Origin of the sequence: Reyranella sp. (genome assembly GCF_044224635.1) — a bacterium.
Taxonomy (GTDB): Bacteria; Pseudomonadota; Alphaproteobacteria; order Reyranellales; family Reyranellaceae; genus Reyranella.
On the sequence record NZ_JBGAKA010000024.1, the window covers coordinates 80,925 to 100,879 of the forward strand.

19 protein-coding genes and 2 pseudogenes are annotated in these 19,955 nt (G+C 66.0%); 13 read left to right on the plus strand and 8 right to left on the minus strand.

The genetic code is table 11. The features are described 5' to 3' along the window. Positions 1 to 7 precede the first annotated feature (7 nt). From msrB to ACILR9_RS20820, 3 genes are all read right to left on the minus strand, one after another. Complete coding sequence (msrB, locus tag ACILR9_RS20810; RefSeq protein WP_395711903.1) at positions 8 to 469, minus strand: peptide-methionine (R)-S-oxide reductase MsrB; 462 nt, start codon at positions 467 to 469, stop codon at positions 8 to 10. Further along, complete coding sequence (locus tag ACILR9_RS20815; RefSeq protein ID WP_395711876.1) at positions 454 to 984, minus strand: IclR family transcriptional regulator; 531 nt, start codon at positions 982 to 984, stop codon at positions 454 to 456. Before ACILR9_RS20815 ends, msrB begins: the two co-directional genes overlap by 16 nt. Positions 985 to 1,059: 75 nt before the next feature. Continuing rightward, positions 1,060 to 1,491: a Rieske 2Fe-2S domain-containing protein gene (locus ACILR9_RS20820; protein ID WP_395711877.1), complete on the minus strand. Its 432-nt coding sequence runs from the start codon at positions 1,489 to 1,491 to the stop codon at positions 1,060 to 1,062. Positions 1,492 to 1,628: 137 nt separating this feature from the next. Here ACILR9_RS20820 and ACILR9_RS20825 point away from each other — a divergent pair. From ACILR9_RS20825 to ACILR9_RS20835, 3 genes and pseudogenes are all read left to right on the plus strand, one after another. Next, positions 1,629 to 2,084 (plus strand): annotated as a pseudogene (locus tag ACILR9_RS20825) (aldo/keto reductase); the annotation flags it as partial. 174 nt (positions 2,085 to 2,258) lie between these two features. Continuing rightward, a complete protein-coding gene (locus ACILR9_RS20830) occupies positions 2,259 to 3,731 on the plus strand; it encodes an aldehyde dehydrogenase (RefSeq protein WP_395711878.1) in 1,473 nt (490 codons plus the stop codon). Continuing rightward, on the plus strand, positions 3,728 to 4,018 hold the full coding sequence (locus ACILR9_RS20835; protein WP_395711879.1) for a hypothetical protein: 291 nt from the start codon (positions 3,728 to 3,730) through the stop codon (positions 4,016 to 4,018). The genes ACILR9_RS20830 and ACILR9_RS20835 overlap by 4 nt, the downstream gene beginning before the upstream one ends. 4 nt (positions 4,019 to 4,022) lie before the next feature. Here ACILR9_RS20835 and ACILR9_RS20840 read toward each other — a convergent pair whose 3' ends face one another. Further along, positions 4,023 to 4,601 carry a hypothetical protein gene (locus tag ACILR9_RS20840; RefSeq protein ID WP_395711880.1) on the minus strand — a complete coding sequence of 193 codons (579 nt, stop codon included), beginning with the start codon at positions 4,599 to 4,601 and terminating at the stop codon, positions 4,023 to 4,025. A gap of 308 nt (positions 4,602 to 4,909) precedes the next feature. Here ACILR9_RS20840 and ACILR9_RS20845 point away from each other — a divergent pair, with 308 nt between their 5' ends. From ACILR9_RS20845 to ACILR9_RS20855, 3 genes are all read left to right on the plus strand, one after another. Next, entirely contained in the window at positions 4,910 to 7,237 is a 2,328-nt protein-coding gene (locus ACILR9_RS20845) for a xanthine dehydrogenase family protein molybdopterin-binding subunit (protein ID WP_395711881.1), read from the plus strand. 248 nt (positions 7,238 to 7,485) lie between these two features. Beyond that, entirely contained in the window at positions 7,486 to 7,623 is a 138-nt protein-coding gene (locus ACILR9_RS20850) for a hypothetical protein (RefSeq protein ID WP_395711882.1), read from the plus strand. A 16-nt stretch (positions 7,624 to 7,639) separates the two neighbouring features. Beyond that, complete coding sequence (locus tag ACILR9_RS20855; RefSeq protein ID WP_395711883.1) at positions 7,640 to 8,197, plus strand: DUF2478 domain-containing protein; 558 nt, start codon at positions 7,640 to 7,642, stop codon at positions 8,195 to 8,197. Here ACILR9_RS20855 and modA read toward each other — a convergent pair. After that, positions 8,188 to 9,003 (minus strand): molybdate ABC transporter substrate-binding protein, encoded by an 816-nt coding sequence (gene modA, locus ACILR9_RS20860; protein WP_395711884.1) that lies wholly within the window; start codon positions 9,001 to 9,003, stop codon positions 8,188 to 8,190. The genes ACILR9_RS20855 and modA overlap by 10 nt on opposite strands. Positions 9,004 to 9,315: 312 nt before the next feature. On the opposite strand from modA, the gene ACILR9_RS20865 reads away from it, so the two are divergent. Then, a complete protein-coding gene (locus ACILR9_RS20865) occupies positions 9,316 to 10,812 on the plus strand; it encodes an aldehyde dehydrogenase family protein (protein ID WP_395711885.1) in 1,497 nt (498 codons plus the stop codon). Between the two features lie 161 nt (positions 10,813 to 10,973). Then, positions 10,974 to 11,564 (plus strand): GbsR/MarR family transcriptional regulator, encoded by a 591-nt coding sequence (locus ACILR9_RS20870; RefSeq protein ID WP_395711886.1) that lies wholly within the window; start codon positions 10,974 to 10,976, stop codon positions 11,562 to 11,564. Between the two features lie 11 nt (positions 11,565 to 11,575). Here the strand turns inward: ACILR9_RS20870 and ACILR9_RS20875 are convergent, their stop codons facing one another. Further along, on the minus strand, positions 11,576 to 12,553 hold the full coding sequence (locus tag ACILR9_RS20875) for a Bug family tripartite tricarboxylate transporter substrate binding protein (RefSeq protein ID WP_395711887.1): 978 nt from the start codon (positions 12,551 to 12,553) through the stop codon (positions 11,576 to 11,578). 422 nt (positions 12,554 to 12,975) lie between these two features. Beyond that, on the minus strand, positions 12,976 to 13,542 hold the full coding sequence (locus tag ACILR9_RS20880) for a TMEM165/GDT1 family protein (protein WP_395711888.1): 567 nt from the start codon (positions 13,540 to 13,542) through the stop codon (positions 12,976 to 12,978). A 165-nt stretch (positions 13,543 to 13,707) separates the two neighbouring features. On the opposite strand from ACILR9_RS20880, the gene cysS reads away from it, so the two are divergent. The 5 genes and pseudogenes from cysS (at position 13,708) to ACILR9_RS20905 (ending at position 19,113) form a co-directional block, all read left to right on the plus strand. Beyond that, complete coding sequence (cysS, locus tag ACILR9_RS20885; protein WP_395711889.1) at positions 13,708 to 15,039, plus strand: cysteine--tRNA ligase; 1,332 nt, start codon at positions 13,708 to 13,710, stop codon at positions 15,037 to 15,039. Positions 15,040 to 15,314: 275 nt separating this feature from the next. Further along, entirely contained in the window at positions 15,315 to 15,536 is a 222-nt protein-coding gene (locus ACILR9_RS20890) for a hypothetical protein (RefSeq protein ID WP_395708879.1), read from the plus strand. Positions 15,537 to 15,615: 79 nt separating this feature from the next. After that, a complete protein-coding gene (locus ACILR9_RS20895) occupies positions 15,616 to 17,385 on the plus strand; it encodes an IS1634 family transposase (protein WP_395708878.1) in 1,770 nt (589 codons plus the stop codon). A gap of 71 nt (positions 17,386 to 17,456) precedes the next feature. Beyond that, positions 17,457 to 18,560, plus strand: a pseudogene (locus ACILR9_RS20900) (ISAzo13 family transposase); the annotation flags it as partial. 250 nt (positions 18,561 to 18,810) lie between these two features. Continuing rightward, positions 18,811 to 19,113 (plus strand): DUF427 domain-containing protein, encoded by a 303-nt coding sequence (locus tag ACILR9_RS20905; RefSeq protein ID WP_395711890.1) that lies wholly within the window; start codon positions 18,811 to 18,813, stop codon positions 19,111 to 19,113. Positions 19,114 to 19,161: 48 nt separating this feature from the next. Here ACILR9_RS20905 and ACILR9_RS20910 read toward each other — a convergent pair whose 3' ends face one another. Then, entirely contained in the window at positions 19,162 to 19,761 is a 600-nt protein-coding gene (locus tag ACILR9_RS20910; RefSeq protein ID WP_395711891.1) for a hypothetical protein, read from the minus strand. Positions 19,762 to 19,955 lie beyond the last annotated feature (194 nt).

Below are 19,955 nucleotides of genomic sequence, written 5' to 3' on the forward strand. Positions count from 1 at the left end.
ACGATCGTCAGGCGCCGCGCGGGACGAAGATCAGCGCGAGTCCGTTCATGCAGTAGCGCAACCCTGTCGGTCGTGGGCCATCCTCGAACACGTGGCCCAGATGGCCGCCACACTGGGCGCAATGGACCTCGGTCCGCGTCACGCCCAGGGACTGATCGGTGGTGGTGCCCACCGCCCCGTCGAGCGGCGCCCAGAAGCTTGGCCAGCCGGTCTGGCTATCGAACTTGGTGTCGGAGGCGAACAGCGACTGTCTGCAGCCGGCGCAGGCAAATGTCCCGGGGCGGTGTTCGTCGTTGAGCGGGCTGGAATAGGGCCGTTCGGTCGCCGATCGACGCAGCACTGCGAACTGGGCCGGCGTGAGGAGGCGGCGCCATTCGGCATCCGTGCGCATGACCTTGAAGCGTTCGTCGGCCGCCGTAACGGGCGAAGGGCCGTAGCGCAGGGCGGCGAGCGCTACCCCGCATCCAATGACAGATCGGGCATCGTCTGCGGCGCATGCGGTGAAGGGGGTTCGAGCGGCGCCTTGTGCAAGGTGCGGACCGCATCGTTGCCAAGCCGCGCCAGCAAGGCGCGGCCGCTCGCCGACGCGAAGGCCGGCAAGCGGTCTCCTGGAGAGGTCACGACGCGCAAGGCGCGCGTCCCGTGCCGCATCCGCAGGCCGAGAACCTCCGGGCCGTCCTGGATCGCGATGTAACCGGTGTGCCCGGTCGCCTTCGCGATCTGCGCCAGCGCTTCATCGGCCATCACGCTCACCGTCGAGTTGCTGCGATGACGGCGCGACGTTTCGAAGATCAGGTTGCCGACGCGATAGCCGGCCCTGTCTGCGATGGGAGTGAGCAGTCCGGCCTGCGCCATCGCCTTCAGCAAGCGCGACACCGAGCTCTTGGGCAGAGCGAGAAGCTGGGAGGCTTCGGTCACCGACAGCACGGCTCGCTCGGCCGTGAACAGGCGCAGCAGCCGGGAAACATTCTGGATCGTGCTCACAGCGTCGACACCACGTGCTTCGACATGCTCCTAGGCCGTTGGTTCAGCCTTCGATCGAGTGCGGCACTTCCAAGGTCAACTGACATAGTGGCTGCCCAAGCCGCCTTCCTTGAGAAGCCGGTGATAGGCGATCGACGTCCGGTCGGCCGGGATATGGGCCTCGAGCTGGGCTTCCAGGGGAAGGTCCTCCGGCCGCTGCGACTCCACGATGAGGCGATCCTTGTTGAAGATCTGAAGGTTGCATACCAGGATATCCCCCTCCACCCAACCAAGGCTGAGGGCGGCGCCACGATGGGCGCACAAGTCGCGGTCCACGCGCACGGCTCCCCCCGTCCGATACACCACGAGATCGATGTCGAGCAGCCTCGCCTTGACGGGCTTGTCGACGATCTCTTCGGCGCTGGCGACGGCAAACCAGGACTGTGAAAGGACCTTCCAGTCCGAAGGGTGGAACGAGCAATCGCGGGGCTGCCCGATGTGCTCCGGCCGATCCTGCAACAGCGTCATTGCCTTCCTCTCTCGTCAACCCTGGGCGATTGCATCGGCCCTTGTCGTTATATACCATTTAACATAGCGAACCGGTTTCGCCGGTCGATACCCACCTGTCGCGGGAAAAAGCCGCACCAACCTTCGGAAATCGCGCCTTGCAGTACGTCAATCTCGGCTCGACCGGCCTCGAGGTCTCGCGCATCTGCCTTGGTTGCATGACCTATGGCGCCAAGAGCTGACGCGAATGGGTGTTGGACGAAGAAGCGAGCCGGCCGCTCATCCGGCGAGCCCTGGAGGTGGGCGTCACATTCTACGACACCGCCGACGTGTACTCCCAGGGAGCCAGCGAAGAGATCCTCGGCCGTGCGCTGACGGAGTTCGGGCCGCCGCGCGATCGCCTGGTGGTTGCGACGAAGGTGCATGGCGCGATGGGCAGCGATCCCAATGCGCGTGGGCTTTCACGCAAGCATATCATGCAGGCAATCGATGCCAGTCTCAGGCGGTTGGGCATGGACTATGGCGATCTCTACCAGATCCACCGCTTCGATCCGTCGACGCCGATGGAAGAGACGCTGGAGGCACTGACCGACGTCGTTCGCGCCGGCAAGGCGGGGGCATCCAAGCCGCATCATCTCGACGACGGAATCGCCGCCCTCGACCTCAAGCTTTCGGCCGAGGACATCAAGGGCCTCGAGGAGCCCTACGTTCCGCATGCGGTGACGGGCCACGGCTGAAGGCTCATCCATCGGGCCGTCGGGCGGCGCTGAGCAGCGAAGGAGAATGTCATGACTGAAGCATCGCGGATCGCCCGCACCAAGGTGGCCGGCGTGGACGTCTCGACCGCGCACTGGATCGACGGCCGGCGTGTACCGTCCAATCGCACCTTCGAGGTCTTCTCGCCGATCGACGGCAGTCATCTCGCCAATGTCTCGGCTGGCGGCGCGGAGGAGGCGAATGCGGCCGTGGCGGCGGCGCGGCGCGCGTTCCCGGCATGGGCGGCGCTCGGCCCGCAGGGCCGTCTTCCCATCCTGAAGCGCTTTGCCGAAGGCATCGTGGCGCGCAAGGACGAGATCGCGGCGGTCGAGACGCTCGACAACGGCTCCCTGCTGTCGCGCAATCGCGAGGGCGCCATTCCCCGCGCCGCGCACAACATCGACTTCTTCGCCGAGTGGGCGGCCAAGCGTCAGCACGCGACCATCGACTCGCCGACGGTCACCAATCACGTGCGCTACGATCCGTCGGGCGTGGCGGTGCTGATCACACCCTGGAACGGCCCGTTCATGCTGACCACCTGGAAGGTGGGGCCAGCGCTGGCGGCAGGCAACACGGTCGTGGTCAAGCCACCGGAATGGGCACCGCTCACCTGCTCGCTGATGGCCGACATCGCGCACGAGGCCGGCGTGCCGGCGGGCGTGCTGAACGTCGTGCAGGGCATCGGCGAGGAAGCCGGCGCGGCGCTGGTCAATCACGAGGAGATCGACCGCATCAGCTTCACCGGCTCGACCGACACGGCGCGCATCATCGGCCAGGCGGCCGCCCGCACGATCACGCCGGTTAGCTTCGAGCTCGGCGGCAAGTCACCCTTTGTCGTGTTTGGCGATGCCGATCTCGACGCGGCGGCGCGGACCATAGCCGGCCAGTACAACAATGCCGGGCAGGTCTGCCTCGCCGGCACCCGCATCCTGGTGGAGCAGTCCATTGCCGAGGATCTGCTGGGCCGTGTGCGCAAGCAGGTCGACGCGGGTAAGGTCGGCGACCCGCGCGAGGGCGGCACCAAGGTCGGCCCGCTGATCCATCCTGAGGCATTCGCGCGCGTGACGGGCTTCGTCGAGCGCGCCCTGGCCGACGGCGCGAAGCCGCTGTGGGGCGGCAAGCGCCACGACTTCGGCGATCTCTATTTCCAGCCCACTCTGCTGACCGATGTCCGCCAGGACATGGAAGTGGTGCAGCGGGAGGTGTTCGGGCCGGTGCTGACGTGGCAGACCTTCGCCGACGAGGAAGAGCTGATCGAGATGGCGAACGGCACCCGGTATGGCCTCGCCGCGATGCTGTTCACCGGCAGCGAGAAGCGGGCGTGGCGGATCGCTGACCGGCTGGTCGCGGGGAGCCTGTGGGTCAACTGCTTCTTCGTCCGCGATCTCGCGGCGCCGTTCGGCGGCTCGCGCAACTCGGGCATCGGCCGGGAGGGCGGCGACTGGAGCATGGACTTCTACTGCGACATCAAGAACGTCTCGGTGCTCAAGAAGTCGCTGGCGTGATGCCTTCTGGAGGCGCGCGGGGCGGAAAGGCCGGACACGAGAGCCCGGCGCAAATCGACTTCCGCGAACGGGTCGCGCTGGTCATCCTGTCGCTCCCCGTCGAGCGGCGAGTCGCCGCCGTCGAGAATGCGTTCGACGGCTATCGCCTGTCGCTCGACCTTGCCTTTCCCGATCACAGCGATGCGTTGAAGTGGGAGCTCGCGGCCACGTTCGAAAACGCGCTGCGGACCACGCTGAAGGAATTGTCTTGTGCCCTCAGCGAGAACGGCGAGATGGCGCGGGCGTGATTGCTCACCAGGCGGGGGGCTTCACTGTCGTCAGTTCGAGGACGGTCACCTTGCTGAGGTCATGCCAGTCGGGGAAGCTTTCCTTGACCGAGACGGCCAGCGCGGGCGCCCACCAGTGGATGTTGCGGGCGCTCTCGCCAGCCTTGATCTCCTCGACGCGGAACGCCTCGAACGTGCCGGCCGGGACTGCGACCTTCTCATAGGCGGCGACGACCAGCGAGACGGTCGAGGTGTAGCTCTTGCCGTCTCGGCCGACGAGGGTGACGGTGTTCGTGGTCTTGTTGCCGACCTTGAGCGGCCACAGCGCCGTGATGTCCAGTCCGCGGGCGAAGGCCTCGCCTTGCGCGTCGACCGAGCCGACCAACCCTCCGTGAACGCGCAGCGACTCGGTCTTGCCATCGGAGACGCTGCGGAACAGGCACACATTGCCATCCTGGCCGGTGGCCGTCATGACCTTCTCGAAGGCGCCGCCCCGGTAGGAAAACTGGGTGCCGCTGGTCGGGCATTTGAACTCGGCGGTCTGCGCGGCAGCGCTGCCCGTGACGGCGGTTGCGAGGATCGCGGCGACGATGGTGGACTTCAAGGATGGTCACTCCGATTGTCAGCTGCAGGCACCACGGGGCTGGTCAGGAGTCAAAGCGCCGGATGTCACATCGTCGCCTGGCAGGACGTCTTGCGTCGCTCTTCGTTATATCTTAGTGGATATAAAGACTGCCATGATCCCGAGCGCTGCGACCAGACGGCGAAGTGTGTCGGCGTGCGCCAGCTGACTGGCGCTGGCGCCAGGCCAGGTCGATCGCGCGGCCGAGCTGGAACCCGTTTGCATCAGGGCATCGACGGGCATGCCGCCCGTTGCCAGGCGGGCGACGGGTTTGATGTGAGGGTTGCGTGATGGACGACACCGAGCTTGCGTTGATGAAATTCGGCGTCGGCCAACCGGTGCTGCGCAAGGAGGATCCGACCCTTTTGCGCGGCCAGGGCCGCTACACCGACGACATCAACCTTCCTGGCCAGGCCTACGCGGTGATGGTCCGGAGCCGCCACGCGCACGGCATCCTGAAGGGCATCGATGTTTCCGAGGCCAGGGCGATGCCGGGCGTGCTTGCCATCCTGACGGCGGCCGATCTCGACGAGGCCGGCTTCGGGCCGCTCGTGTGCCCGGTCAACATCCCGCAGCGCGACGGCAGCCCGATGAAATCGCCGCCCCGGCCATCGCTGGCCAAGGGCAAGGTACGGTTCGTCGGCGAAGCCGTGGCCGTCGTCGTGGCGGAAACCGCCTCACAGGCCAAGGACGGCGCCGAAGCCGTCATGCTCGACATCGACGAGTTGCCGGCCGTCACGGACCCGGAGTCCGCGCTGGCGCCCGGGGCGGCCCAGATCCACGACGAGGCACCGGGCAACCTGGTGCTCGATTTTCATTTCGGCGACCGTGAAGCGGTGACCAAGGCCTTCGCCGAAGCGGCCCACGTGACGACCCTGAAGATCGATTCCAACCGAGTTGTCTGCAATCCGATGGAGCCGCGTTCGGCCATCGGGTCGTACGATCCGAAGAAGGAGCGGTGGATCCTCAATGTCGGCTGCCAGGGCGTGTTCGGCTTGCGGGGCGGCCTTGCCAAGGAGGTCCTCAAGGTCACGCCCGACAAGTTGCATGTCCTCACCGGCAACGTCGGCGGCTCATTCGGCATGAAGGCGCCGCCCTATCCCGAGTACGGTCCGCTTCTGCTCGCCGCCAGGAAGCTCGGGCGTCCGGTGAAATGGACCGACGAGCGCTCCGAGAGTTTTCTCAGCGACCATCACGGGCGTGACCATCAGCGCGTCGCCGAGCTGGCCCTCGACAAGGACGGCAGGTTCCTGGCCGTGCGCCTCACCGGCACAGGTAATGCCGGCGCCTACATCTATCCGCCGGTTCCGGCGACGATGAATGCGGTGAAGAACCTCATCGACGTCTACCGGACACCGGCGATGGAGGTGAATTCCAGGATCGCCTTCACCAACACGACGCCGATCGCGGCCTATCGAGGCGCCGGCCGGCCCGAGGGCAACTACTTCATGGAGCGTCTGGTCGATACGGCAGCGCAGGAGATGGGGATCGACAGGATCGAGCTGCGGCGGCGCAATCACATCGCTCCCGAGCAGATGCCGTACAAGTCGCCGGCCAACAATCTCTACGATTCGGGCGAGTTCCGCGCCATCCTCGACGAGGCCCTCGTCCTCGCCGACTGGAGCGGGTTCGAGACGCGCAAGACGGAGAGCGCCCGGCGCGGCAAGCTGCGCGGCCTTGGGGTCGCCAGCTACCTGGAGGTGACCGCGCCGGCCGGCAAGGAATTTGGCGGCATCCGTTTCGAGCCGGACGGCGACGTGACCATGCTGAGCGGCACGCTCGATTACGGCCAGGGCCATGCCTCGACCTTCGCGCAGGTCGTGACCGGCCTGCTCGGCATTCCCTTCGAGCGCTTCAAGCTGATGCAGGGCGATTCCGATCAGCTCCAGGCCGGCGGAGGCACCGGCGGCTCGCGTTCGGCGCTGGTCGGCGCCGAAGCCTTCCGCGAGGCCAGCAACAAGGTGATTGACCAGGGCAAGAAGATCGCCGGCCATGTCCTCGAGGCGTCGCCGGCCGACATGGAGTTCGCCCAGGGCCGCTTCACCATCGCCGGCACGGATCGCAGCATCGGCCTGCTCGAGCTGGCGCAGAAGCTGCAGGACGGGCTCGCGCTGCCCGAGGATATCCCGCGAACGCTCGACGTCAGCCACATCTCCGACACGCCGCCCTCGTCATTCCCCAACGGCTGTCATGTCTGCGAGGTCGAGATCGATCCCGACACCGGCGTGATCGCGGTCGTGCGCTATTTCATGGTCAACGACTTCGGAACGCTGATCAATCCGATGCTGGTCGAGGGCCAGGCGCATGGCGGGGTGATGCAGGGGTTCGGACAGGCGATCCTGGAGCGCACGCTGTACGACGAGACTGGTCAGTTGCTGACCGGCTCGTTCACCGACTACGCCATGCCGCGTGCCCAGGATGCACCTCATTTCACGATTCAGAGCCATCCGGTTCCGGCCAAGACCAACACGCTGGGCGTCAAGGGATGCGGCGAGGCCGGCTGCGCCGGCGCGCTGCCCGCCATCATGAATGCCGTGGTCGACGCGCTGGGTGGGCGGCATATCGACATGCCGGCAACCCCCGAACGGGTATGGCGCCTGCTGAACGACCGGCCTTGAGTCACAAGCGCTGCCCCGGCTCACGCCACCTGTTTTGCAGCGCGGCCGCTCTGTGGCTATCGGTTCGTGGTGGGCTCGCCCTGCGTTGGTCGTGGCGTTCGCAGGGAGCATCGAGGAGCCGATGGACTGGTCTTGGGAACGATCGAAGACTATGCGCGGACAGCGGGGATGCGGCGCAAGGAGAACAGCAGGACGGATGGCCGCCAGCCGGGCGATCTGCTCGGGCAGCTCAGGCGATCATCCGGGCCGTGCAGGCCGAGACGCCGCCCTTCCGCCTCGTGCTCGGTCGATCGGCGGTCCAGCGTGTCCGGGCGGAGATCGATGCCCAGCGCCGCGAGCTGGACTCGTGGGAGGAAACCGCCAATGCTGCCGACTATCCGCCATAGCCTGCGGGAGAGTGCAATGGATGAGCCCGTCAAGAAGATCGCCGTGGTGCAAGGAGCGCCGAGCGCCCTGGTCCAGACGCTGTTTCAGGAGCTGACGCAGCGTTGGCAGGCGTCCGGCCGTCTCGCGGGCGTGGTCGCGGAAGATCATGGCTTGCCCGATCGCGCCTGCAGCGCCGGCTACCTGCGCAGCCTTTCCGATGGCGAACGCTATCCCATCTTCCAGGACCTCGGCGCAGGCTCGAAGGGCTGCCATCTGGCAGGCGATGGCGCCGCCGTGGCTGCCGCCGCGGTCCGGCGAGATATCGCCGCCGGCTGCGATCTGGTGGTGCTGAGCAAGTTCGGCAAGCTGGAAGCGGGCGGCGGCGGCCTGCGCGATGCTTTCGGTGCGGCGATCGAGGCGGGCGTCCCCGTGCTGACGTCAGTGTCGCCGGCCTACGTTGCGGCGTGGGAAGCCTTCGCCACGCCGCTGTTCGTCGTCCTTCCCGCCGCTGCCGAGCGGATCGACGCGTGGTGGCGAAGTCTTCGTTCGCCCGTCGCTGCCGTGCCGGCGGGACGCGTCTCCGCTCACTTGTAGCCGTAGTCGTCGAACAGCGCGCGCACCTCGGCCGAGCGCAGGTGGGCGAGCAACCGCTCGGCCGCGTCGGCATGCGGCGCCGCCATCGTGAGCGCGGCAGGGTAGACGATGGGCGGATGGCTCGCCTCGGGGAAGGTGCCGAGCACCCGGGCACCGGAGACGCCCCTGACATCGGTGACGAAGACGACGGCCGCCGGCGCGTCCCCTCGGGCGACCATGACCACGGCGACCTGCGGATTGTCGGCGATGGCGATCTTGTTGGCGACACTGTCCCACAGGCCGAGGGCCTCGAGACTGGCCTTGCCGTAGCGACCGGCTGGATGGTCGGCGGGATTGCACATGCTCAGGGGACCGGCGCCGACGACTTGTGCGAGAGGAAACGCGCTGTCGATGACGACGGATGCAGCCGAGGCCTGCGACTCGCGTCCTGCCAGGACCAGGACGTTGCGGACCAGATCGGCACGCGTATGCCGGCGGACCAGCCGCTTTTCCGCGAGGTAGTCCATCCATATCGGATCGGCCGAAATGAAGATGTCCGCCGGTGCGCCGTTCTCGATCTGCTTGGCGAGCGCCGGTGACGGACCATAGGCGAGCGTGACCTCGGCACCCTGCTTGTTGCGATACGCCGATACGATCGCGTCGAGCGCCGGTTTCAACGTCGCGGCGGCGAAGACCAGCACACCCCGCCCGTCGCTGGCGCCGGGGGCAGGCTGCATCGCGTGATGCTGCGCCACGGCGCTCCGAAGCGCCGGGAAGCTGCTCGCCAGCCCGATCAGGAGGCCTCCTAGAAAACCGCGCCGATCCATGATCGCGAAAACCTCGAGCGAAAGCCGGTATGTCCTAATGAGCATAACGCATTTTTGCCATGAGGGTACGTCCGGGGGAGGTGTCGCCATCCTACGGCGACGGAGTGGCGCGCTCCCAGCGAAGACGTATGGCCCTCGCCCGTATGACGGGGGACCTCCCCGGTTACGGAGGAGAAAGATGTGCCCACTCCGCAGCTGCGAAGTTGGGGAGGTAGGTTGCGGGTCTCCCGGCGCATGCCGTCTTCAGCCGATGACGACGGCGACTGAAGTCGATATATATGACAGGACATAACGACCGCCCCGGAGGGCAAGATGGACGTATCAGTCAATGTCGGGCGCCTCGGCGCCGCTGCCTCTGCCTTCATCTCCAAGCCGCACAAGCTGCTGATCGACGGCAAGTGGGTCACCGCCCAGAGCGGCAAGACCTTCCCGGTGTTCGATCCCGCGACCGGCGGCCAGATTGCCCAGGTCGCCGACGGCGGGCCGGCCGACATCGATCTCGCGGTCAAGGCCGCGCGTCGCGCCTTCGACGAGGGCCCGTGGTCGAAGATCAAGCCGGTCGAGCGCGGCAAGATGGTGTGGCGGCTGGGCGATCTCCTGGAGAAGCACCTGGTCGAGCTGGCCGAGATCGAGAGCATCGACAACGGCAAGCCGGTGAGCGATGCCAAGGCGGTCGACCTGCCGTTCGGCTGCGAGCTGCTGCGCTACATGGGCGGCTGGGCGACCAAGATCACCGGCCAGAGCATTCCGATTTCGGCGCCCGGCGACTGGCACGCCTACTCGATGCGAGAGCCGGTCGGCGTGGTCGGCCAGATCATCCCGTGGAACTTCCCCCTGCTGATGGCGGTGTGGAAGATCGCGCCGGCGCTGGCGGCGGGCTGCACCATCGTCCTGAAGCCCGCCGAGCAGACGCCGCTCACGGCGATCCGGCTGGGCGAGCTGGTGATGGAGGCGGGCTTCCCGCCGGGCGTGCTGAACATCGTCACCGGCGACGGCGGGCCGGGGGCGGCGCTGGCGGCCCATCCTGACGTCGACAAGGTGGCCTTCACCGGCTCGACCGAGGTCGGCAAGCTGATCGTGCAGGCGGCGGCCGGCAACCTCAAGAAGGTGAGCCTGGAGCTCGGCGGCAAGTCGCCGGCGATCGTCTTCCCCGATGCCGACCTGTCGGTCGCCATTCCCGGCGCGGCCAACGGCATCTTCTTCAACATGGGCCAGTGCTGCACCGCAGGCTCGCGCCTGTTCGTGCACGAGCGCCTGTTCGACAAGATGATGACCGGGCTGTCCGACGAGGCGTCGAAGCTCAAGATCGGTCCCGGTCTCGATCCCACGACGCGCATCGGGCCGCTGGTCTCCGAGGAGCAGTTTCAGCGCGTCACCGGCTATCTCGCCTCGGGCAGGCAGGAGGGCGCCGAAGCCATCACCGGCGGCAAGCGCCATGGCAACGAGGGCTATTTCATCGAACCCACGGTGCTCACCAAGACCAAGCCCGAGATGAAGGTCGTGCGCGAGGAGATCTTCGGCCCGGTCGTCTGCGCTATGCCGTTCAACGACGACGATCTCGAGCGCCTTGCCCGGCAGGGCAACGCGACGGAGTACGGCCTGGCAGCCAGCATCTGGACCCGCGACATCGGCGTCGCCCACAAGCTCGCCCGCAAGCTCAAGGCCGGTTCGGTGTGGATCAACGTCCACAACTTCAATGACGTAGCCCTGCCGTTTGGCGGCTACAAGCAGTCCGGCTGGGGCCGCGAGATGGGCTTCGAGGCGATCGAGCTCTATACCGAGGTGAAGGCCGTCGCCGCGCTGCTGTAGCGTGTGGAGGCGCACGCTCGCATTGAAGCAGAAGGGGACTGGTCGGCCGTTCAGTCCAGGCCGACCACCGAGGTGAAGGACGTTGAGCGCCAACAGCCGGAGGATTTCCCGGGATCGCGGGTCGCGGTTTCAGGCTGCCGGCGCAGTTTGTGGAAGGCCTGATGGACTTGCCGCCTCTGACGAAGGCCTTCGTCCTGCATGTCGGCGAGATGAGCGCCCAGTGGGGCGTGAGCCGGAGCGCCGGGCGGCTCTTCGCTCTGCTGTTCCTGTTGCCTCGACCTCTCAATGCCGACGAAATCTCGGCCAAGCTCGAGATCGCACGGTCGGGCGTGAGCCTTGCGCTGAAGGAATTGAGGGCATGGCGCCTGGTCGAGCTGCAGCACACCGCCGGTGATCGCCGCGAACACTACGCCACGCCCGATGACGTCGCGACCATCCTTGCCATCCTTGCCGAAGAGCGTCGGCGGCGCGGGATCGAGCCGACCCTGGCCATGCTGCGGGCAGCCTTGTGCGGCCAGCCGAACGCCACCGACCGGTTCGCCGCCGCGCGTCTGCGCGAGATGCGTGATCTGCTCGAGCCTCTCGCCAACCGTCCCCCTGCCGCCGACTCGGCCCGTGCAAATGGACACGATGACACGGCCCCGCTGGTGCGAGGCGCAAGGTCCATGCCTCCCGCGGCGCCGGCGCTCGGGACGACGACGGTCGCCCTGTCGTCCCGAGGCAAACGCTCGCGGAGCAAGCATCGCGAGTGAAGAGGCCTACCTCACTCGATCTTGACGCCGGCCGCACGGATCACCGGCGCCCACTTGGCGATCTCGTCGGTGATGAACTTCGCGGTGCGCGCCGGCGTGGTGTCGGTGGTCGGCACAGCGGCGATGTCCTCCAGGAACTTCACCATCTCGGCGTCGGCCATCAGCTTGCGCGAGGCCTGGTCGAGCGTGTCGACGATCGGCTGCGGCATGCCGGCCGGCCCGAGGATCAGGTTGAAGGTATAGGCCTCGTAGCCGGGGACGCCGGCCTCGATCATGGTCGGGATCTCCGGCGCGATCGGCGCCCGCTTGGCGTGGGCGTAGGCCAGGATGCGGACCTTGCCGGCGCGATGCTGCTGCAGGGTCGTGCTGAACGTCTCGAACATCCAGGCGACCTGGCCCGACATCAGGTCCTGCAGCGCCGGCCCCGACCCGCGATAGGGCACGTGGACGACGTCCAGGCCGCCGACCTCGCGTTTGAAGTACTCGCTGGCGAGATGGAGGATGCTGCCGTTGCCCGACGAGGCGTAGGAGTACTTGCCGGGGTTCTTCTTCATCTCCTCGACGAGGCCCATCACGGTGTTGGGCATCGAAGGATGGACGACCAGCACCAGCGGGTTGACGCAGATCGACGAGATCGGCGTGAAATCCTTGACCGCATCGTAGGCCGGCTTGACGAAGGCCGTCGGATTGACCGCATGCGTCGACGACGGGGCGAACAGCAGCGTGTAGCCGTCGGGCTTGGCGTTCTTGACCTCGACCGCGCCGATCGAGCCGGCGGCGCCGGCCTTGTTGTCGACGATCATGGTCTGGCCCAGGAGGCCGGTCATCTTCTCGGAGACCTTGCGGCCGATGATGTCGGTCGGGCCGGCCGGCGCGAACGGCACCACGAGGCGGACAGTGCGCTCCGGATACTTGCCTTCGGCATGCACGATGGCGGGTGCGGCGACCACCGCGCCCAGGCTGGTCAGGAGAAGATTGCGTCTTTTCATTCGATGACTCCCTGAGGGTTCATTCAAGTCTGCTGTCGACGGGCCGATCGCGGCGCGGCCCTGATGGTGCGTGAATGGGCCACCCGATTGGTGAAACTGTGGCCGGGCTTGCCACAAACCGCCCGAACGACCGCGCAAGCGAAATTTCGCCGCTCGTTCGACGTCCTGCTGCACACACACCGTACCACTCCCCGCTCCCGAGCCGACAGTAGCGGAGGAACCCTGACCCGCCAACGGTCGCCCGCCACAGGTCGGCTCGCATGAGCCAGCCGGTTTCGCCTGTCGTCTGCTTCGCACCCGGCCCGACGGCCATCTGCATGTCGGCAATGCGCGCGCCGCATTGTTCAACTGGCTGCTCTCGCCGCGCTGACGCTCTCCGATGCCGATCGCGCACGTCTTTAGAGGGAGGGCAGGCGTCCGGCTTACGCGGCGGAGGGCATAAGGAACGCCACGAGGCCCAGGATCACGAACAGCGCGGCGGCGACGGCGCGAACGATCCTGAGCGGCAGGCGGCGGGCGATGGCGTCGCCGAACAGCACCACCGGTACGTTGGCCAGCATCATCCCGGCGGTCGTCCCGGCCGTGACGGCGAGCAGCGAATTGAAGCGCGCGGCGAGCGCCACGGTGGCGATCTGGGTCTTGTCGCCGATCTCGACGATGAAGAAGGCGACCAGCGTGGCGAGGAAGGCGCCGGCCTGCCTGGCGGCCTGCGGGCCTTCGTCGGCCTTGTCGGGGATCAGGCACCAGCCGGCCATGACGATGAAGGTGGCACCCAGGATCCAGCGCATCGCGTCGGTGCCCACCCAGGCCGCGACTGCGGCACCGACCCAGGCGGCCAGCGCGTGGTTGGCCAGCGTGGCGCACAGAATGCCGAGCACGATCGGCCATGGCTTGCGGTAGCGCGCCGCCAGCATCAGGGCGAGGAGCTGGGTCTTGTCGCCGATCTCGGCGATGGCGACGAGGCCGGTCGAGACGAAAAACGCTTCCATCGCGGCGCATTTGCACGAAAAGAACCGGTCGGATACACTACTTTTATGTCGCTCCCCGTATTCCCGGGCGCCTGCACGGCGCGATGTAACTGAGGTTTCCGCCCGCTGCCGTCACCGGCTGCGGCGTGTCGATCTTTGCCGCAATCCGATCGGGAGTAGGGGACCATGTCCCTCGTCGTCTACAACACGCTGTCGCGCGAAAAAGAGCTGTTCGTTCCAATCGATGCAGGGCACGTGCGTCTCTATGTCTGCGGCCCGACGGTGTACGACTACGTCCATATCGGCAATGCCCGGCCGGTGGTGGCGTTCGACGTGCTCTATCGCCTGCTCAAGCGGCGCTATCGCCAAGTCACCTACGTTCGCAACATCACCGATATCGACGACCGCATCATGGTGCGGGCGGCCGACAATCGCGAGACCATCGACGCGCTGACCAACCGCACCGCGTCGGCCTACCAGAGCGACATGGGCCGCCTTGGCGCGCTCACGCCGGATTTCGAGCCGCGCGCGACGCAGTATGTCGGCGAGATGGTCGCGATGATCGGTCGCCTGGTCGACAAGGGCCATGCCTATGTGGCCGAAGGCCACGTGCTGTTCAGCGTGCCCAGCATGGCCGACTACGGCCGGCTGTCGCGGCGTACGCGCGACGAGCTGGTGGCCGGCGCGCGGGTCGAGGTGACGCCCTACAAGAAGGACCCGGCCGACTTCGTGCTGTGGAAGCCGTCGACCGACCAGCAGCCGGGCTGGCCAAGCCCGTGGGGTCGCGGCCGGCCGGGCTGGCACATCGAATGTTCGGCGATGAGCGCCAAGCATCTCGGCGAGACGTTCGACATCCATGCCGGCGGCCTCGACCTCATCTTCCCGCACCACGAGAACGAGATTGCGCAAAGTCGCTCGGCCTTCGGCCATGCGCTGATGGCGAAGTACTGGATGCACAACGGCTTTCTCAACATCTCCGGCGAGAAGATGAGCAAGTCGCTCGGCAACTTCTTCACCGTGCACGAGCTCCTGGAGCAGTATCCCGGCGAGGCGATCAGGCTCCTGCTGCTGTCGGCGCACTACCGCCAGCCGCTCGACTTCACGCACGAGGGCCTGGTCCAGGCCAAGGCCACCCTCGACCGCTGGTATGGTGCCTTGCGCGGGCGCGACGCCACGCCGGCGGCATCCGTGCCGCAGGCGGTGGAAGAGGCGTTGTCCGACGACCTCAACACGCCGCTGGCGATCAGCGCCGTGCACCAGCTCGGAGACCCGGCCGCGTTGCGCGCCGGCGGCAATGCGCTGGGGCTCCTGCAGCAGGACGCCGAGGCTTGGTTCCGCTGGATGCCGGCCGGCGCCGGCGGCCCGACCGATGCCGAGATCGAGGCGGCGATCGCTGCTCGCCAGGCCGCCCGCAAGGCCCGCGACTTCAGGGAATCCGACCGAATTCGCGACGACCTGAAGGCCAAGGGTGTGCTCCTCGAGGATGGTGCGAAGGGCACCACCTGGAAGCGGGGGTAGACCACGCTTCGGCCGACAATCGATCGGCTTGCAGCCTCAGACTCCCTTGTCGTCTTGAGCGCAGCGAAGGACCTCATTGCCGGTTGGCGCGAGCGTAATCTTCTGGCGATGAGATCCTTCGCTGCGCTCAGGATGACAAGGGAGCCTTCGTTCCGTAAGGGCCCCAGGCCCTTAGGGCCTGTGACGAAATAATCGAATCGATTCGGGTTGTATAAAGCAGTAATAGAATCCGGATTTCGAGCATGATCAGGTGAGAAACGCTATATATTGATGAAGTGGTCGACTGGGACGCCATTCGTATGCGCTATGAGGCAGTCGCGCCTCACTTGGATGAGCGAGGGCTTCGTTTGTTCGCCGCCAGCGAGGCTCGCGCTGCGGGCCGCGGCGGCATCGCGATGGTGTCGCATCTCACAGGCATAGCCCATCTTTCTCAACTGGACCTCGGAATCATCGATTTCGAGGGTGATGAGAAGCAAAAAAGTGAGCGATTTCAATGACCGCGCGTTGGCAATCATGTGTAGTGGAGACCTAGTCTCTTTCGTGTACTAATTGTGTGGGGTAGTATCCCTACCCATCATGTTCTTACGCGCCAACCGACGCTTCAAAGATGGCAAAGAGCATCGCTATTGGAGCATCGTCGAGAACAAGCGCTGCGCCGGCGGCAAGGTGGTGCAGCGGCCGGTGCTGTACCTCGGCGAGATCAACGACTGTCAGCGTGAAGCCTGGTGTCGGGTGGTCGATGCGTTCGACGAAGACGCTCGGCGGCACACGCAGCTGGCGCTGTTCCCGGCCGATCGCGGTGTCCCCGAGCACGCCCGTGGTCATGGTGTGCAGGTCCGCCTCGATGCGATGGAGCTTCATAGGCCGCGGCAATGGGGTGCGTGCTGGTTGGCCTGCCATCTCTACGAGGAGCTCGAGCTGGATCGCTTCTGGGCCGATCGCCTGGAAGACTCGCGCGAGGGCACGAGCTGGTGTGACATCGTGCAGACGTTGGTGTGCTATCGGCTGATCGATCCTGGCAGCGAGTGGCGGCTGCATCGACAGTGGTTCAGCCAGAGCGCGATGGGCGATCTGCTGGGCGCCGACTATTCGCTGGTCGAGAAGAATGCGCTGTATCGTTGTCTGGACAAGCTGCTCGAGCATAAGCAGGGCCTGTTCAGCCATCTGCGGCAACGCTGGCAGGACTTGTTCGGGGCGCAGTTCGAGGTCCTGCTGTACGACCTGACGAGCACCTATTTCGAGTCGGCGCCGCCGCACAACGAGACCGACAAGCGGCGCTACGGCTACAGCCGCGACAAGCGCGGTGATTGCGTGCAGGTGGTGATCGCGCTGGTGGTCACGCCGGAAGGCTTCCCGCTGGCCTACGAGGTGCTGGCCGGCAACACTGCCGACAGCACGACGCTGCGCGACTTTCTGGCCAAGATCGAGGCGCAGCACGGCAAGGCGCAGCGCATCTGGGTGATGGATCGCGGCATCCCCAGCGAGGCCGTCCTGGCCGAGATGCGGCAAGCCGATCCGCCGGTCCACTACCTGGTCGGCACACCGAAGGGCCGGCTCAGCAAGCTCGAGAAAGCCCTGCTCGACAAGCCGTGGCAGAGCGTGCGCCAGGGCGTCGACGTCAAGCTGCTGGCCGACGAGCCGGAACTCTACGTGCTCGCCCGCAGTGAGCAGCGCGTGCACAAGGAGCGCGCCATGCGCCGGCGCAAGCTCAAAGGGCTGTGGGCTCGCCTCACGGAACTGTCGGCGATGAAGAAGATCAAGCGCCAGGACTTGCTCATGAAGCTCGGCGGCGCGCGCGCCAAGGCACCCGCCGCCTGGCGCCTGATCGATGTCGAGGTGGCACCGCGTGGCGCCTCATTCAGCTACGCCCTCAACCGCAGCAAGCTGCGGCGCGTCCGACAGCGTGAAGGCCGATATCTTCTGCGCAGCAATCTCGGCGATCGCCAACCGGCCGAGCTCTGGCAGTTCTACATCCAGCTCACCGAGATCGAGGCCGCCTTCAAGAACCTCAAGCACGATCTCCAGCTGCGGCCCATCTTCCATCAGCTCGAACAGCGCATCGAGGCACACATCTTCGTTGCCTTCATCGCTTACTGCCTGCACGTCACCCTGCGCGCCCGCCTGCGCACTCTCGCCGGCGGCCTCACCCCGCGCGCCGTCCTCGACAAGTTCACCGACATCAAGATGCTCGACGTTCACTTCCCTACCACCGACGGACGCACCCTCGTCATCACCCGGCACACCGAGCCAAACGCCGATCAAAAGATCCTGCTCCACCAGCTCAAGCTCGAGCTCCCACCTCAGCCGCCGCCCAAGATCTCTGCCCCTCCCACTTCCGCGGCCTAACCTGGGACCCCACTCTGTAGTGGAGACCTTCAAGCTCCACCCTTTGATTCTAAAGGGTTTTTCCCTCAACAATGGCTCCAGTTGAGAAAGATGGGATAGCGCGCAGCACGATCGGGCGCGGCCTGAAGGAGCTCGACGAGGAAGCGGCCGAATGGCCATACGGCCGCGTCCGCCGCAGCGGCGGTGGTCGCAAGGCGGCGACCCTCAAGCAGCCCGGCTTGCGCAAGGCCTTGCTCGATCTGGTTGCCTCGGCCACCCGAGGCGATCCGCAGGCCGACCTGCTGTGGGTGAGTCGCAGTCAGCGCCATCTCGCCGCCGCGTTGGCCGATCAGGGCTACCGGGTCAGCGCCAATCTGGTCGGCCGCCTGCTCAAGGACCTCGGCTTCAGCCTGCAAGCCAACGCCAAGACCCGCGAGGGCAAGCAGCACCCTGACCGCGATGCACAGTTCCAGCACATCAACGATCGGGTCCAGCGTTTCCGGCGGTGCCGACAACCGGCCATCTCCGTCGACACCAAGAAGAAGGAGCTGGTCGGCGATTTCAGGACTGCCGGCCGAGAGCTGCGGCGCAAAGGCCGACCCCAGCCCGTGCGCGTGCACGACTTCGTCATCCCGGGAAAGGGTCGAGCGGTCCCCTACGGCGTCTACGACATTGCCGCCAATGAAGGCTGGGTCAGTGTCGGCATCAACCATGACACCGCAACCTTCGCCGTCGAGAGCATTCGTCGCTGGTGGCGGCGCATGGGGCGCAAGCGCTATCCCAAGGCCACGCGCCTGCTGATCACTGCCGATTGCGGTGGCAGCAATGGCGCTCGGGTCCGCCTCTGGAAAGTCGAGTTGCAGAACTTCGCCAACCAGACCGGCCTCGCCATCACCGTCACCCATCACCCGCCTGGCACCAGCAAGTGGAACCGCATCGAGCATCGCATGTTCGCCTTCATTACCCAGAACTGGCGCGCCAAACCTTTGCTCTCCCACAAGGTCATCGTGCAGCTCATCGCCGCCACCACGACAACCTCCGGACTGACCATCGCCTGCGACATTGACGCCACGAGCTATCCCAAGGGCGCCAAGGTCTCTGATCAACAGATCAGTCAGCTCAATATTCGCTACGACCGCTTCCATCCAGACTGGAACTACACCTTCGTTCCAAAGCCCAACCGGACAGTCGCTTGACATTCGAAGCGTTTATTTCGTCACAAGCCCTTAGGGGCCATGAGCCTCAGTCCCGTTGCTCATGACCCCTCCGTCGCCGAAGACGGCGACACCTCCCCAACAGAGTTGGGGAGGAAAACGAGAGAGCGCCTAGATGCGAATGTCCTGGTCGATTGCGAGGGAGGAAAGCGTAATGTGTCGCCACTGGAGCAGCGCGACGCCAACCCCATATAATGCGCTTCAGCAACTCTCCATCGAGAGGACTCGACCGATGACCCAGACGACGACGCACCGCACGGCGACGTGGCGTGGCACGACGCTCGCGAAGAGCGACCACACGCTCGAGGTCGGCGGCTATGTCTACTTCCCGCGCGATACGGTGCGCATGGATCTGCTCGAGAGCACACCCAAGACGGCGCGCGATCTCGAGTGCCCCCATGGCGTTCAATTCTACGATGTCGTCGAGGGCGGCACGCGCAGCCCGCGCGCGGCATGGTCCTACGAGGCGCCGCAGCCCAAGATGAAGCCGGTCGACCACTGGATCGGCTTCTGGGAAGACGTCGACATCGAGTGAGCAGCGACGTCGCGTGAGAGGAAGGCCGCGTCAGCGGCCCATTCCAGCCTATTTGACCGGCGCGATCGCCGTGACCATGAGCGGCGTGGTGAGGCCGATCACGACGTCGCCCACCTTGATCTTCTTCAGCATGTCCTGCTTGGCGATCGTGTCGGCGCGATAGGTCTGCACCGGGCCGCCGCGCCCGTCGATCACCGACACCGTGTTGTTCGGCAGGTCGACGCCGACGACCGTCATGGTGAAGCGTCCGACCTGAACGTCGGTCGTGCTGGGCGGCGACATCTGCTCGCGCCGTGCCTCCTGCGAGCCCGGTCCCTTCTGGCGCAGATTCAGGAGCGTCACGATCTGATTGTAGGTGATGTTGGCGGTCGAGCCGTCGGCCAGCGTCGCCAGGGTGCCGGTGAGCGAGCTGGAGACCGGGCAGACGACATACTGGCCGTCGGGCAGCCGGAACGTGATCGTGCCGCCTTCCGGATCGGCCGATTCGATCGTGACCTGTCGCGTGAGGGTCTGGTTGAACGCGACGCCGACGCGCGGCACGGCCGTCACCTGAGCCGTCGCCTGCCGTTCGGTCAACGTCACGCCCACGGCCAGCACCGCCGCGAGCAGCGAAACACCTGCGGCCTTCTTCATCGAACGGATCATCATCGGCGAATCCTCGCAAAACTCTAACGCGCTGGACAATAGCGATCCGAGACGACGGTGCAACCACAACTCAAGTGCTCCTTCCCAGCTCTGCTGGCGAGGTGTCGCCGTCTTACGGTGACGGAGGGGTCATGAGCCTAAGAAGGGGTCATGGACCTCATGACTCTATGACCCCTCCGCCGCGTACGACGGGGCAC